Source organism: Sphingomonas panaciterrae, from assembly GCF_036890205.1.
In the GTDB taxonomy this organism is placed as follows: domain Bacteria; phylum Pseudomonadota; class Alphaproteobacteria; order Sphingomonadales; family Sphingomonadaceae; genus Sphingomonas; species Sphingomonas panaciterrae.
Genome location: NZ_JAKNQR010000005.1, coordinates 130,843 through 144,741, shown reverse-complemented (window position 1 = coordinate 144,741; position 13,899 = coordinate 130,843). Strand labels below are relative to the sequence as shown.

The following is a 13,899-nucleotide window of genomic DNA, read 5'->3' as shown; positions in this document are numbered from 1 at the left end:
CGGTCTCATGTCTTGGCCGCCTGTTTCTCAGCCCATCCGGTGCGCCTCTCGTCGAGGGGTTTAGTGGACGAACGGGACACCTAACCGCGCCGCATCTCCATTCAGCGTAACTACGGGATGCCCTAAACAGGCGGCTTCTGCCGGCCTGCATGGGTACGGAGCCGCCATATTACTCAAATGCCCGGGGTAATGCCCGGGACATCGACCTCTTCGGAGGCGGCGGTGCAACTGTATAAGGTCTCGAGCGATCGGGCCGAAAGCGGGGAAGACCGGGGGAAGGGCGGCAGCTGTGATTCTTCAACCACCGATCATGGGGTGTGCTGATGCTGCCAGAAACTGTGAAAGGCCGGTTGGAGGCCATTCCGGCGCTCGTTGCGTCGGGCAAAAGGGTGAATGGACTCTATCGTCTGATGGGGTCTCGCCTCCTTTGGGAGGAGGGGCTCCAGAAGATCGGATCCAACAAGGGTGCGATGACGCCGGGTATTGACGGCGAGACCTTCGCGGACTTCGGACCGGAAGACCTCGACCCGATTATCGCCAGCGTGACGGCAGGGACCTATGATCCCAAACCAGTGCGTCGGGTGTTTATCCCGAAAGGCAAGGGCAAACGGCGTCCGCTGGGCATTCCCACGCGCGACGACCGCCTCGTTCAGGAAGTGGCGCGGCAACTGCTCGAACGGATCTATGAACCGGTGTTCTCGAACGCCTCCCATGGATTCCGGCCGGGCCGGTCGTGTCATACGGCGCTTGAACACGTCAAAGCCGTATGGACGGGGGTGAAATGGCTCGTAGATGTGGATGTCGCGGGGTTCTTCGAGAACATCGACCACGACATCCTCCTGCGGCTGTTGCGGAAAAGGATCGATGACGAGAAATTCATCGGCTTGATCGGCAGCATGCTTAAGGCGGGTGTTATGGAAGACCGGGTTCACACCCGGACCTACAGCGGCACTCCGCAGGGCGGTATCGTCTCTCCAATCTTGGCCAACATCTACCTCCATGAACTCGATATGTTCATGGCGGAACGGATCGCGGCTTTCGAGAGGGGGAAGGTCCGTGCCACGAACCCGGAATATGGGCGACTGGCTGGGCGCATCCAGAAACAACGGAAGCGCGTCACCATGCTGCGGGCCAAAGACAATGTCGACGAGGTGAAGGTTGCGGCCTCCTTGGCCAAAATCCAAACCTTACTGCCGCAAAAGCGGTCCATCCCGTCGAGAGACGCGATGGACCCCGGTTATCGCCGACTTCGTTACTGTCGCTACGCGGACGACTTCATGATTGGGGTTATCGGTAGCAAGGAGGATGCACCAAGCGTGTTCGCCGAAGTCAGGGCATTCCTGACCGAGGCGCTGGCGCTCACGGTGTCCGAGGAGAAAAGCGGTATCCGCAAGGCGAGCGATGGAGCCGCCTTCCTTGGATATGAGGTCCGCACATATACGACACGCCAACGGGTTGTCCGGAGCCGACAAGGTTCCGTCAGCTTCCTTCGTAGGCCGCCGTCGGAAGTGATGCAGCTGCATGTCCCTTGGGAGAAGGTCCACGCGTTCGCTTCTGCAAAAGGTTATGGTGATCTGTCGGTGTTGAAGCCGCGTCATCGTAGCCTGCTGCTCAGCTGCAGCGACGTTGAGATCGTCCTAGCTTACAACGCCGAATTGCGGGGTTTTGCGAACTACTATGCTCTCGCCAAGGATGTGAGCTTCAAGCTGAACAGGCTTGAGTTTCTCCAGCGGTGGAGCTTGTTCAAGACCTTGGCCAGCAAGCACAAAACCAATGTGCGAGCGGTCTTGGCCCGCATGAGGACGGGGCAGGAATTCACCATCGGCTACGACGTCGATGGCCAGCCCCGATCGGTCAAAGTCTGGAAACTGGCTCATCTGAAACGTGATCCGGCCACCTCGTCCAGGATTGATATCCAGCCTTGGACGCAGGTGTTCACCCACTCACGTACGGACTGGGTTGATCGTCAGAATGCCAAGCAATGCGAGGCTTGCGGTCGATCCGATGTTCCGTGTCAGGTGCACCATATCCGGGGGATGGCCGATGTTTCGCACCGCGGTTTTGTCGTGAGAATGAAGGTGGCACGCGCCCGCAGGACGGTGGTCCTGTGCGAGCAATGCCACTGGGATACTCACAGAGGCCGCCTGCCCGATCTACGGCAAAGTGATGGTTCGTCACAGTGGAGAGCCGCATGCGGTGAAAGCTGCACGTGCGGTTCGGCGGGGGGATCAGGGCTGACTCCATGAGCAGCACCAATCCTACCCGACTGACCGAGTCGATGGGGCCGTGCGAGGACGGATGCCCCCAGCACATCCTCGGCCTGCTGACGCCGACCGACAAGGAGCACGCGCTCGACTGGCGTCGTCGCTGCGCCGAGAACCTGAAACGCCGCTCGCGCAAGATCGCAGACGGCGATCGGATCCGGCTGGAGCAGCCGGTCACCTTCTCGGACGGCCATGTCGGGCAGGAATTCATTGTCGAGAAGCAGGGGCGCCGAGTGACCCTTCGCGACCCGGAGACCCGCGGCCGCTACCGGATCAGCCGCCTCATGGAGCGGCAATGGCGGCTCGTGCCGACGACGAAGATCCACAAGACGATCTTTACCTGAGTCCTGCCGGTATCATGCTTTCCGAAAAGGATCTGACATGCTTGACCTGAGCACCGGCCTGTCACCCAAGCGTCTGCTCCTTTGCAGTCGCGAAAACGCGAACCGCGTCGCCTCCCGGCTGTTCGACGAGCGGCCGGGTCGCGTCAGCATCGTGTGCACCACCAATCCGATCCAGCCTTTCCGCGTCTGCACCTGGCCGGCGTTTGGCGAGCGCGTCGAAGTCGAGATGGTGCTTTGAAGCCCAGCGTTCTGATCGCCGGAGCGTGCTGACCAAGCTCACGCACGATCCGGCGCGCGCGGCGCTAAGAGTCGGCGTTCGCGCTCGCCAAAACGAGGAAGGCGGCGCCATCGCCGGCCCGTCGCAGGAGCCCTTTCGAGGCCTGAGGTACGAGCACCGACCTCCGCTCAGACGGATAAGGTCGGGTCGGCCAACCATGACGGGCCCTGCTCGAAGGCGGCGTCCAGCTTCACTATCGGACCGTCCGGCGCGTCGGCGACATAGGGGTTGGTGAGCGGCATCCGCGTCGCCTTCAGCCGCCCCTGCTCTCCCGCGACACGGCCGCGACGTTCGAGCAGATCCTCGAGCCATTCCAGATCGTCGAGCATCGCCACCACGCCGCGCCCGGCCAGACAGAAATAGATGCAACGCTGGAAGTCGTCGGCGCCGTCGTTGGCGAGGATCTCGGACAGCTTCCCCTTGCCGGCGGGGATGCCCTCATGAACCCAGCTCACCGCCTCGCGCAGTTCACGAACCGAATAATAGGCGTCCTCGACGTGCATCCCGATCGACGCGTTCGCGATCATGCGGCGCGTCGGCCGATTCTCGGAATCCAGCGCCGCATCGCGCAGCGTGATGTCGAGGTCGAAGCGCTCGCGGAACGGTGTCGTCGTCATGGCAAATCTCCTGCGCCAAGGAACATATCGTGAACGCGCCGAGCCGTCAATATCACCACGCCCAAGGAGCCCGCTATGCCGATTGAGATCATCGTCGGGCTGCCGCACCTAAGCGAGGGACCGATCCTCGCCCAAGCTCGCGCATTGCAGCAGCCCGCGCTTATTTCCGCGAATGGATTGTCTCGCTGGACCGAGCGCCGCGGGTGGCGGGAATGGGACGGGTGGCGGCTTTCCCAGCTGAGGAATGCCAAGGGGCTGGCGGCGCTCTGCCTAGACTCGGCCGGATTCGTCGCGGCGGCCCGATACGGCGGTTTCCCATGGTCACTCGGCGACTATGTCGCGCTTGCTGGGGCCTACCCCTTTCGGTGGTGGGCGAGCGCCGACTATTGCGTTGAGGCAGAAATCGCTCGGGACCGCGAAGAGGTCATAGACCGCCTCTCGCGCACGATCCGCGCCAATCTAGACTGTCGCCGTCTCGCTCAGGATCATGGCATCGTCGACACCCTGATGCCGGTCATCCAGGGCCGCCGTCCGGAGGACTATGAGCGCTGTATCGCTGCGCTGTGGGGATCGCTGAAGCCCGGGTCGCTGATCGGCGTCGGCAGCATGTGCCGGAGAGACGTCCATGGTCCGGAGGGGGTCATCGCCGTCATCGACCATCTGGATCAGATATTGCCCAGGGGGGTCTGGCTGCACGCATTTGGCGTGAAGGGTTCGGCGCTGCCGTACCTGCTCCCATTCGAGCACCGCATCGCGTCGATCGACAGCCAGGCATATGGCATCAGCGCCCGAAAAGCCGCCCGCCAGGCCCGTGTATCCAAGAGCGACCGCTTCGTCGCCGACCATATGGCTCGGTGGGTGGCGGCACAGCACGCACGTCTCGCCAACCACCCTTTGCGCCTGCCGCACCATCGGCCTGCGGAACCCGATCCCGTCCCGGCGGACCCTTGGGAAACGGCGATCGCGCAGGCTCGAGTCGAGATCCGCGAGCTCATCGAGAGCGGGGATCTGGATCACGACGAGATGACGGCTCCGTGGATCGAGCAATGGGCGGCTGACATCTACCGCGAGCGGCTCGCCGGCTGATGAGAGGGGAGGTGGGCAGAAATGGGGTGAGCATGAGGCTCGCCAGAGTGAGGCGTCCATCCCCGACGGAGGTGCCCCGCTACCCTGCAAGGAGATCGGCCGTGACCGCACCCCAGCCCACCGGAACCACCATGGTCCCACTCGCCCGGATAGCCATCGGCTACAACCCGCGCCGCTATTTCGACAGCAAGAAGCACGACGAACTTGTCGCGTCGCTCCGGCTGCGCGGCATGCTTCAGCCGATTCTGGTGCGCCCGGCGGACGATGGCAAGGATCGCTACATCATCGTCGCCGGCGGGCGGCGGTATCGCGCCGCGCTCGAGGCGTTCGGTGCGGACGGCGAAGCGCCGGTCATCATCCGGGAAATGACCGACCAGGAAGCGCTCGAGGCGGCGATCGACGAAAACGATATCCGGGATGACGCCTCCGAAACCGAGCAGGCCGATGCCGCGGTCCGGGTCCTCGCCGCTTGCCAGAACGACCGCGGCGAGGCCGGTCGACGTCTTGGCTGGTCGCGCGCCAAGCTCGACCGCCGCCTCGCGCTGGCCAACCTTTCGGACGCGGTGAAGCTCGCGCTCGACAAGCGCCGCATCAAGGTCGGCCACGCCGAGCTGCTCGCCGCCGTGCCGGCGGACAAGCAGGACAAGGCGCTCGAGACTATCCTGGGAGCCGGCCTCGACATCGGGAAGACCCGCGACCTCCTCATGCGCGTAACCCAAAACCTTGCCGACGCCTGTTTCGACAAGTCCGAATGCACGACCTGTCCTTTCAACTCCGGGACCCAACGCGCGCTCTTCGAGACCCACGTCGACGATGGCCATTGCACCAACGCGGCATGCTTCCAGCTCAAGACGGACGCGGTCGAGCAGGCCCGTCAGGAAGAGCAGGATCGTTCCGCCGCAGCCGATGACACCCCCGACGAAGGCGACCTCGCCGAAGCTGATGAGGCCGAGGATCAGGAAGATGAGCGCGCGGACGGGGTCGAGGCGACCGCTCGGCGAGCCGCGCTCGCGCCGGGAACTCCGTCAGGTCGGGCGACCGTGCGATCGAACGCGAATGCCAATGGCCCCAGCGTCACCGCGAAGTCGATCGCGGGCCGCACAAGCGATCTGCGGGAGGCAACCTGGCGCACCGCGCTGGCGCGCGGGCTCGCAGACAACGCTTTTGATGCTCGAACCGCCATCCTCGTCGCCGCGCTGACCGGGACGCTCTCCCAGATCAAGTCGGGCACGCTGACGGCGCGAGCCGGCCTTCTCGTCAACCCGTCCTTCCCTGATCTGGACTTCGGGGGCAAAATCAATGAGGTTCGCGAACTTTCCGAGGCCCAGGCGGCAACCGCGCTCTCGGCGATCGGCGCCGCCTACGCCCGCGACGTGCAATCGTTCAGCCATGTCGCCGATCTCGCAAGGGCGTTCGACGTCGACATCCGTCAGGTCTGGCAGGTCGATCGCGGCTTTCTCGAGCGATATACCAAGGACGAGCTGAAGTTCGTCGCCCGGGAGTCCGGGCTGATCTCGCACATGGGCGAGAAGGCCTTCGCCAAGCTTCTCGGCTCCAAGAAGGCCGATCTGGTCACCGGAATGCTGAACGCCGCCGGCTTCGATTGGGCGGGCCGGCTGCCGAGCGCGATGACCCTCGACGGGCAATATGGCGCGGCGCCCGGCGCCGCCCCGATGTCCAGCCGCCGCGTCGATGCGCTCGCCGCCTGATCCACTTTCCTCGCATCCGAACAAGGACGAACGACCATGCTTATCGCAAACCTGCTCCCACTGCTCCACCGCTATTCGCTAGGGTTCGACCTTGTCGCCGGGCCGGACGACACTGTGACCCTGACCGTCATCCCTCGGAAGGTCGAGGGCACGGCGGCCGCCCTCGAGGTCGCCGAGACACGGCCCATCTCGATCACCGCAAGCGCAGCGGAAATCGACGCGGAACTCGCGCGTGGCGCCGACGGCGCACTCGGTCAGCTGATCGCGACGCGCAAGACTCTCGCCGATCAGATCGCCGATCAACGTGAGGCCGCTGAAGCCGCCAAGTTCGCCTCGGCCGAGGCCGCCAAGGCAAGGCCAACACCGGCGCCGGCAAAGACGGCGACCACTTCCGCGTCGCCGGCACCAGCTCCGAGCGCGCTCCCGGCCGAGGCCAAATCGAACGAGCCGGCAAGTCTTTGGTGACGGCCCCGCTTCGGCCCGTGTTCAATCTCTCAGGAGAAGCCCCATGCAGATCAATCACCTTTCGCGCGCTTATCGATATGACGGGATCGACCTTCCGGTTCCGCCCCACCTTGCCGAAGACCCGCAGGGCCTGCGCGCGTATCACGCCACTCTCTATCCCGCGATCCTGAACGCCGAACTGGTCGACGCCGGCGTCACCGCGGGTACCCATGTCACCGAGTACCGCCGCGCGGTCGGCACCAAGGGATAGCCGTGGCGCGCAAGGCCGACGCGGTCCTTCCCGCCGCATCCCGCAAGACACTTCTCGAATGGATCGAGTTCGATGATGGCGACGCTACCCGCTCTCCCGGACCACCCTGCGACCCGCAGGCCCAGGCCCTCCACCTCAAGATCCTCATCGACCCGGCATCGCAACACGGCGAACCGGCCGAGCCCCTCCAGTCTCCCAACGGCTTGCGACTGCCCCCGCTCGGCTGACCTGGCCGGTCGGTCGGTCGTCTTGTCCCGGGAGATCCCGGTCAGTTTCGATCAGCCGCTTGCACGTCATCACAAGCTGATTGGCGGTTGGGTCGCATCGCGCGACCAGACGGCACGGCGTTGCACGCGCGCTGAGGCTCGACGCCGCATCGAGCGCGTTTTCGATAAGGCGGTTCTGGATATTCTCAGGCCGCTCGAACTGGCCGAACTGCGCGTCGCCGTCCTCAACAGCGAGGACATGGACGCGCCGGCCATCGCCATCGTCTGCGACAGTATGGGACAGCTCGACCTCGGCTGGATCGAGACCAGCGACGCCCAGATCGGCTGGCGCGCCGCTGCCTATACCGCGCTCGCCCGGACCATGGGCTCAGCGCTTCCGATCTTCGGCTACGACGATCTCTTCGAAGAAATCTCGATGTACTATTGGGATGGCGAAATCGAGGACAAAGCCGCTCGCGACGCGCTCGTGGCCTATCATGGTGCCGATCCGGAGGATCTTGAAGACACCATCCTTCCCTCTGACATGAATGACAGAAGGCCGGACTGGATGATCGCGGCGAACGCAGCGCCGCTGCGGTCGCTGCCGAACGGCCTGCGCAGCGCGCTTCGCAATCTGCGATGCAGCCACCGGGCGCTTCGGGCCCTGCCGGATGAGAAGAACGCCTGGCATTTCGACGGCGCGACCCTCCACGAATATCTGCCGGACCTGGAGGAGTGCTCGTCATTGCCTCCTCTGACGCTCGTGCCCGTCGAGCAGTTCGCGCGCGAGGTCGACGATGTCGCACGCCACGGCATGGAATACGGTTTCATGGACATCGCCGGCCTCTGCCCGTTGCCGGACGCCGCTCGCGTCACCGATTGGTTCGCATCGCTCGAGGCGGGCGCCCGGCTTCTGCTCGCCGCCCAAGAGCTGATCCAGCTCGATCCCGACACCCTGTGAGGCAGCCATGTCAAAGCATTCGACCCAATTCGAAGCCACCGCCGGCGGGCTGGTGCTGACCAACGCCATCCTGCTTTATCGAACCGAGGCCGCGAGAAGCGGCACGCGCTACGGCGCTCCCGGCCAGGATGGGCGGGCGTTCGCCAGCCTTCATCACATCGAGCATGATGACGACGCCGGGCCGAGGATCGCCGCCGGCACGCCGCTGACACGGGCGCACCTGCGCCAATGGTCCGAGGCCTTGGGTCGCGCCGCCGCGCCCGAGCTCCTCCCGCACAACGTGCTCGTTGCGCACCAGGATCTCCTCGCGTGGTGGATCCCGGCGGAGGTTCGTCCGGCCTACTTCAATCTGAGCACGCCGCTCGCCGGCCTGAAGGCTCTTTCCACCAGAACGGTGGTTTCGGTCCCTTACCCGGCCCACCTGCTCGTTGCCACGAAGCGATCGCTGGGAGTCTACGCGCTTCGAGAGGATGAGCGGCCGACTGCCGACTCTATCGTCTTCCATTCGCCGATCCTCAATGTCTACGCCGACGGCACGCTTTGCTGGGGGAATATCCCGAAGCCCGGAACGCTGTCCGTCTCCGCCATCCCGGACTTCGAGCGGGCATTGTTCGAGTCCTGGTCGACTCATCCCAATCACGGGCAGGACCAGACGGTCTCGGGCAAGGGTGGACTCATCTCCCTCTGGGACGACCTTGCGGCGCGCCGCGCCGCCCGCTTCCCGGTCAGGCGTCTCAAGGCTTTCGCCGTCAAACGTCGGTCGGTTGCGGCATCGTCCCGCAAGGCTATCGAGCCGCTGACGCTTGGCCAACTCATCGAAAGGACGAGACGATGACGGCTCTCGCCGATGACCCCACGGCGGCTGCCTTGCTCGCGGCCGTCCCGTGCTTCCCTGCGCCGCCGAGCGGCAGCTCACCCGGCCTGGACGCGGTACGGGCTTCGCGCGCGGGCCATTGCCTCGCGATCGGCCGAGACGGCGTCTTCCTGATTGTCAGGCGCCCGTGGCTCGAGCTCGATGTGCCTGTCACGCCGCCGATTGCCGCCTACCTTCCCTATGGCAGCGTGGGCGAGCCTCGCGCCAACCTTCGGTGCGGCCTGATACCGCGGGCGTTCTTGGCCCAGATCATCGATCATTTCGGCGCGGCGCTGCCCAATGAGGCGGCCGCCTTCATCGTGTGGGACGAGGACGATCGGCGCTTCCTTCTCGATTTCCCGCAGATCGACCAGGCGACGCCGTCGCGCCTGGTCTATCGGACACCTGTCCTGCCCGGGAACCGCCACATCGTCTGCGATATCCACAGCCACGGCCATGGCCGGGCCTTCTTCAGCGCCACGGACGATGCCGATGACGCTCACGCGACCAAGATTGCGCTCGTCATCGGTCGCCTTGGCGGTCCCGACAGTCCCGAGTTTGCCTCTCGGCTTTGCGCCGGCGGGATGTTTCTTCCGCTCCCGCGCAGCCCCTTCGAAGGATACGGCCATGACGCCTGAAACACGTGATCGCCACTTCCTGCCGGAAGGGCTCCACCACCGCGTAATCAATGTCGTTCTGATCGGGTGCGGGGGAAATGGCGCCCAGATTCTGATGGGCCTCGCCTCGCTCGATACGGCGTTGCGCGCAATTTCGTCGCGATCCCTTCATGTGATCGTGGTCGACGATGACGTCGTAACCGAGGCGAACCTCGGCCGGCAGCCCTTCTACCGCTGCGATCTCGGCAACTCCAAAGCCCATACGCTGACGGAGCGGATCAACCTTGCGCACGGTCTCGCCTGGCGAGCCGTTCACGGCCGAGCGCCCGAGGCGATCGATGTATCGGGGGCGGACATTCTGATCAGCTGCGTCGATACCGCCTCAGCTCGCCGCGCCCTCGGCGCCGCGCTCGGTGGAGGGTCCAAGGCACCCGCCTATTGGCTGGACCTCGGCAACCGCGCCGGCGATGGCCAATACATCATCGGCTGCCCCGCCGCTGCCCATCGCCGGAACGAGCGTCGCCTGCCCACCGTCCTCGAAGATTTTCCGGAACTCGCTGACGAGAGCGTGCCGGACGACGACGCGCCATCCTGCTCGGTCGCCGAGGCCCTGGAGCGACAATCCCTCTTCGTGAACCGCATCGTCGCGAGCCACGCGCTCTCACTCCTGTTCGACCTGCTCGGTCGCGGGTCGATCGGTCACGCCGGAGCTTTCATCAATCTCGGCAGCGGACGCTGCACCCCGATACCCCTGCCGGCGGCTGCTTGATCGTCGACGCCCGCCGGCGTGAAGGAGAAGAGAGGGGAGGGGCTGGTCGAGCGGATTTGCGCTTGAGACCGGAGTACCCCGTCCATGACCTACGATGTCGCGATGCGCCACCAGCAGGCGCTCGACCCCAGCGCCCTGACCACCATCGGCGCAGGATTGCACGCCATTCACGCGGCGATCACCGACTGTCGCAATGCCGGAAAGGACGCTGAGACCGACGCAGCCGTCATCCTGCTCGTGAGGCACCTCGTGTCGGTAGCCGAGCGCCGCCCGGACAGCATGGCCCTGCGCCGCACCTGCATGGACCAGATCGCCGAAATCCGCCGACATCCTGTGCTTCGCACGCTCGCCTATCGCGGCGTCGCCTATGACGAGGCCGCGAAGCGCACCTTCCATGCCGAAGGGCGGACCGCGATGCGCCGGCTCGCCGAGGCCCTGGGCCTCGAGGCCGAGAGCTACTCCGTCCGCTCCAACAAGGGCGGTGCTGCGGTCTCCGGCGAGATCACGCTCCATGGTGACGAGGTTTATGTCCAGCTCTCGCTAGGCGGGCTGGGCCAGGATCGGGAGGTTCTCTACCGCCGCGTCAGCGGCCGAACCGACTATTGCGGCCAGCGCAATCACTTCGCGCCCGTCACTGCACTGCTCGCCCCCGATCGCTTTGCGCAGCAGCTTCGGCGGGACCTGCAGCTCTCGCCGTCCGTCACCCAGGCGGATCGGCTGTTCGCCTGACCGGCCTCGCGTTCGCCCTCTCGCCGCCGGAGCAGACCATGATCCACCACGCTCGCCTCGCCTCGGCGGCTTCATCGCACATGATCAGCCCGGAGCTTCCGGGCATTGCCCTCACGCCCGAAATCATCGGCGCTATCCGGGCCGGCGCCTGGATCGTCTTCAACCTGTCGGGCGGAAAGGATTCGAGCGCCGCGATGGCCGCGGTCAACCTATTCCTCGATCTCGTCGGTCATCCGCGCGAACGGCGGATGGCGATCCATGCCGATCTCGGCCGTGCCGAATGGGCCACGACCCCGGAGACCGTCCAGCGCATCGCCGCCGAGGCGGGCATGCCGCTCACTGTCGTCCGGCGAGCGGCGGGCGACCTGGTCGATCGCTGGATCCAGCGTTTCGAGAGCGGCAAGCGGCGATACGCGGCGCTCGAGACCTATAATCTGATCGGACCGTGGTCGTCGGCATCGCTTCGCTTCTGCCAATCCGAAATGAAGGCGGCGGTGATCGGACCGGCGGTTGCCCGAATGCACCAGGGCGAACAAATCATCTCCGTTCTCGGGCTGCGCCGCGACGAAAGCCACAACCGGGCCTCGATCCCGATCGCCAAGGCCGACGAGCGGTACGCCAAGGCCGGGAACCGGCACGGAACGACGATGATGACGTGGCATCCGATTGCCGACTGGACGAGCAGCGACGTGTTTCACGCCCACCGCATGCTCGGGATCCTGCTGCATGAAGCTTATTCGACGTGGGGCTCGAGCCGGCTGTCCTGTCGCTATTGCATTTTCGCCTCGCTGCAGGACCTCGAGGCGTCGGCAGCGGCGCCGTCGAATGCCGAGGTTTATCGTGAACTGGTCGGCATCGAGGCTCGTTCGACGTTCCCCTTCCAGCCGACGCGGTGGCTCGCCGACGTCGCGCCCCGGCTGCTGAGCGCCGGGCTCAGGTCGGACGTCGCGCGCGCCAAGGCCGACCAGCTCGAGCGCCGCCGTCTAGAAGCGTCGATGCCGCCAGGTCTGCGATACGTCAAAGGTTGGCCGCCCCGGCTGCCCACTCCGGCCGAGGCCGAGGACATTGCCGCGGCCCGGCGCCCGATCCTGGCACGCCATTCCCTGCCAGACCGCTTTCCCACCGCGGTTTCGATCATGGAGCGATTTGCCGAGCTTCTCGCGGTCGCGCCACGGAAGGCCGCGCGATGACGGCGATCGATGTCGCCATCGGCCAATGTCGCCTCACCGCCGAGATCGAGGATCAGCCGCCGCTCGGCTGGCGCTTCTGGTCGCTGGCCGGCTTCGCCGGCGATCCGATCGACACCAACCCTTATGCCGGGTCGCGGTGCCTCGCCCTCACGATGGTGGATGTCGAGGGCCGTGATCGATGGCTGTGCGCGATGGAACGCGATCATAGCTTTCGCCTGCTTTGCACACACGACCTGCTCCCATCAACCGACCAGGCGGGCGCCGAGCGCTTCGCACGGCAAATGCTGGACGATCACGCCCGTCAGCCTCGTCTGCTCTGACCTTCGGATCATCACCTCATGCAAACCGACCGCAGCCAGCGATGGCGCGAGCGGCGCGCGCTATGGGCGCGCGACCTCGAGCTCATCGATCCAAGCGCCTATCGGGTCGAGGTCATCGACCATGCCGTGGCGCGCGCGTTCATCGCACGGCACCACTACCTCCCGACCTATCCGGCGGCCCAAGTCGCTGTCGGCCTGTTCGATCGCAGTGGTGCTCTCGAAGGCGTCGCCGTTTTCGCAGTGCCGACCACCGGCGCCGTGATCTCACGCCACACCGGCTTCGACGATCCCGCACGCGGCTGCGTCCTGGCCCGTCTCATCCTGACCGACGCAGTGCCGCAGAACGGCGAGAGCTTCTTCGTGGCGCGCGCCTTCCGGCACCTCCGCCGTGAACGGCCGGGAATCGAGGCCGTGGTCTCGTATAGCGACCCCGGCGCCGGGCATATTGGCCGGGTCTATTGCGCGCTCTCGGCCGCGCACCGGGCGATCACGAGGCCGCGTACCATGCTCCGCGTCGGCGACATCACCATCTCGGGACGGACCCGCTCAAAAATTCGTCTCGGCGAGCAAGGACATGCTGGTGCGATCGACCAGCTGGTCGCGCTCGGCGTCCCGAGGCCGTCGATAGGCGAGGAGCCGCGCCGCTGGCTCTGGCGGCTTCAACGCGAGCGGCATCTGCTCGCCCACCAGCAAGCCGGGCTCTATGCCTATTGCTTCGAGCTCACCCGAGAGGCGCGCCGCCGAGGCCGCGCGCTCCCCCGGTTGCCCTATCCCAAGGCTCTTCCGATCCGGCACCCCACGCTGCCGCTCTTTCCTGTCGATGCGGAGACCAACCATGGCTGACATCACGACCCTCCCCGTCATGACGGCGGCCGATGCCGAGAGCATCGGCTTTGCCCGGTTCAACGACGTGCCGACGCTTCCGGTCGACATCCCCGACGGCAACTTCACGATAACGGCGAAGACGTCGGACGGGCGAAGGGTCACGTTCTTCTTCGGCGAGCACAAGCGCGGCGCGCCGCCCAGCTTCGTCGACATCCAGTATCACGATCACGGCACGAACATCGCGAACGCCAACGGCGGCATCTCGCCGACCTTCGAGATGCTGACGATCGGCCTCGGCGGCCGACAGGTGTTCGACAGCCGCAAGCTCGATGCCGATGACAAGCCGTCGATCGCCGTCATCCTCCTGGGCGAGCCCAGCCGCCAGGAATGAGGGGAGGGGGGTCTGGAGGATCGGAG

At 65.5% G+C, this 13,899-nt stretch carries 18 protein-coding genes; 17 read left to right on the top strand and 1 reads right to left on the bottom strand.

Annotation, left to right across the window (positions count from 1 at the left end; all coding sequences use genetic code 11):
• Positions 1–323: 323 nt before the first annotated feature.
• Genes L8F96_RS13735 through L8F96_RS13725 form a run of 3 tightly spaced genes read left to right on the top strand, consistent with a single transcriptional unit; the run spans position 324 to position 2,846 of the window.
• Positions 324–2,246, top strand: a complete 1,923-nt coding sequence (locus L8F96_RS13735) for a reverse transcriptase domain-containing protein (RefSeq protein WP_334656289.1) — start codon at positions 324–326, stop codon at positions 2,244–2,246.
• A complete protein-coding gene (locus L8F96_RS13730) occupies positions 2,243–2,608 on the top strand; it encodes a DUF6927 domain-containing protein (RefSeq protein ID WP_197075314.1) in 366 nt (121 codons plus the stop codon). The genes L8F96_RS13735 and L8F96_RS13730 overlap by 4 nt, the downstream gene beginning before the upstream one ends.
• Positions 2,609–2,645: 37 nt before the next feature.
• The gene (locus tag L8F96_RS13725) at positions 2,646–2,846 is read left to right on the top strand and encodes a hypothetical protein (RefSeq protein WP_046407178.1); all 201 of its coding nucleotides are present in this window, start codon (positions 2,646–2,648) and stop codon (positions 2,844–2,846) included.
• A gap of 167 nt (positions 2,847–3,013) precedes the next feature.
• Here the strand turns inward: L8F96_RS13725 and L8F96_RS13720 are convergent, their stop codons facing one another.
• The gene (locus tag L8F96_RS13720; RefSeq protein WP_046407176.1) at positions 3,014–3,502 is read right to left on the bottom strand and encodes a hypothetical protein; all 489 of its coding nucleotides are present in this window, start codon (positions 3,500–3,502) and stop codon (positions 3,014–3,016) included.
• Between the two features lie 75 nt (positions 3,503–3,577).
• On the opposite strand from L8F96_RS13720, the gene L8F96_RS13715 reads away from it, so the two are divergent.
• From L8F96_RS13715 to L8F96_RS13650, 14 genes are all read left to right on the top strand, one after another.
• The gene (locus L8F96_RS13715; protein ID WP_046407174.1) at positions 3,578–4,588 is read left to right on the top strand and encodes a deazapurine DNA modification protein DpdA family protein; all 1,011 of its coding nucleotides are present in this window, start codon (positions 3,578–3,580) and stop codon (positions 4,586–4,588) included.
• 101 nt (positions 4,589–4,689) lie between these two features.
• Positions 4,690–6,297, top strand: coding sequence for a PRTRC system ParB family protein (locus L8F96_RS13710; protein ID WP_334656288.1), 1,608 nt, complete (start codon positions 4,690–4,692; stop codon positions 6,295–6,297).
• A 36-nt stretch (positions 6,298–6,333) separates the two neighbouring features.
• Positions 6,334–6,762: a PRTRC system protein E gene (locus L8F96_RS13705; RefSeq protein ID WP_046407170.1), complete on the top strand. Its 429-nt coding sequence runs from the start codon at positions 6,334–6,336 to the stop codon at positions 6,760–6,762.
• A 43-nt stretch (positions 6,763–6,805) separates the two neighbouring features.
• Entirely contained in the window at positions 6,806–7,012 is a 207-nt protein-coding gene (locus L8F96_RS13700; protein WP_046407168.1) for a PRTRC system protein C, read from the top strand.
• Between the two features lie 2 nt (positions 7,013–7,014).
• Positions 7,015–7,239: a hypothetical protein gene (locus tag L8F96_RS13695; RefSeq protein ID WP_205499365.1), complete on the top strand. Its 225-nt coding sequence runs from the start codon at positions 7,015–7,017 to the stop codon at positions 7,237–7,239.
• 22 nt (positions 7,240–7,261) lie between these two features.
• The gene (locus tag L8F96_RS13690; RefSeq protein ID WP_205499366.1) at positions 7,262–8,179 is read left to right on the top strand and encodes a hypothetical protein; all 918 of its coding nucleotides are present in this window, start codon (positions 7,262–7,264) and stop codon (positions 8,177–8,179) included.
• Between the two features lie 7 nt (positions 8,180–8,186).
• Entirely contained in the window at positions 8,187–9,014 is an 828-nt protein-coding gene (locus tag L8F96_RS13685; protein WP_046407166.1) for a PRTRC system protein B, read from the top strand.
• Positions 9,011–9,670: a PRTRC system protein A gene (locus L8F96_RS13680; protein WP_046407164.1), complete on the top strand. Its 660-nt coding sequence runs from the start codon at positions 9,011–9,013 to the stop codon at positions 9,668–9,670. The genes L8F96_RS13685 and L8F96_RS13680 overlap by 4 nt, the downstream gene beginning before the upstream one ends.
• Positions 9,660–10,418 (top strand): PRTRC system ThiF family protein, encoded by a 759-nt coding sequence (locus L8F96_RS13675; protein ID WP_334656287.1) that lies wholly within the window; start codon positions 9,660–9,662, stop codon positions 10,416–10,418. The genes L8F96_RS13680 and L8F96_RS13675 overlap by 11 nt, the downstream gene beginning before the upstream one ends.
• A gap of 84 nt (positions 10,419–10,502) precedes the next feature.
• Positions 10,503–11,147 (top strand): hypothetical protein, encoded by a 645-nt coding sequence (locus L8F96_RS13670; RefSeq protein ID WP_037448226.1) that lies wholly within the window; start codon positions 10,503–10,505, stop codon positions 11,145–11,147.
• A gap of 38 nt (positions 11,148–11,185) precedes the next feature.
• Positions 11,186–12,337 (top strand): phosphoadenosine phosphosulfate reductase domain-containing protein, encoded by a 1,152-nt coding sequence (locus L8F96_RS13665; RefSeq protein WP_079247000.1) that lies wholly within the window; start codon positions 11,186–11,188, stop codon positions 12,335–12,337.
• Positions 12,334–12,657 (top strand): hypothetical protein, encoded by a 324-nt coding sequence (locus L8F96_RS13660; RefSeq protein WP_037448223.1) that lies wholly within the window; start codon positions 12,334–12,336, stop codon positions 12,655–12,657. The genes L8F96_RS13665 and L8F96_RS13660 overlap by 4 nt, the downstream gene beginning before the upstream one ends.
• Positions 12,658–12,675: 18 nt before the next feature.
• Positions 12,676–13,500, top strand: a complete 825-nt coding sequence (locus L8F96_RS13655; protein ID WP_334656283.1) for a Mom family adenine methylcarbamoylation protein — start codon at positions 12,676–12,678, stop codon at positions 13,498–13,500.
• Entirely contained in the window at positions 13,493–13,873 is a 381-nt protein-coding gene (locus L8F96_RS13650) for a hypothetical protein (RefSeq protein WP_037448218.1), read from the top strand. Before L8F96_RS13655 ends, L8F96_RS13650 begins: the two co-directional genes overlap by 8 nt.
• Positions 13,874–13,899 lie beyond the last annotated feature (26 nt).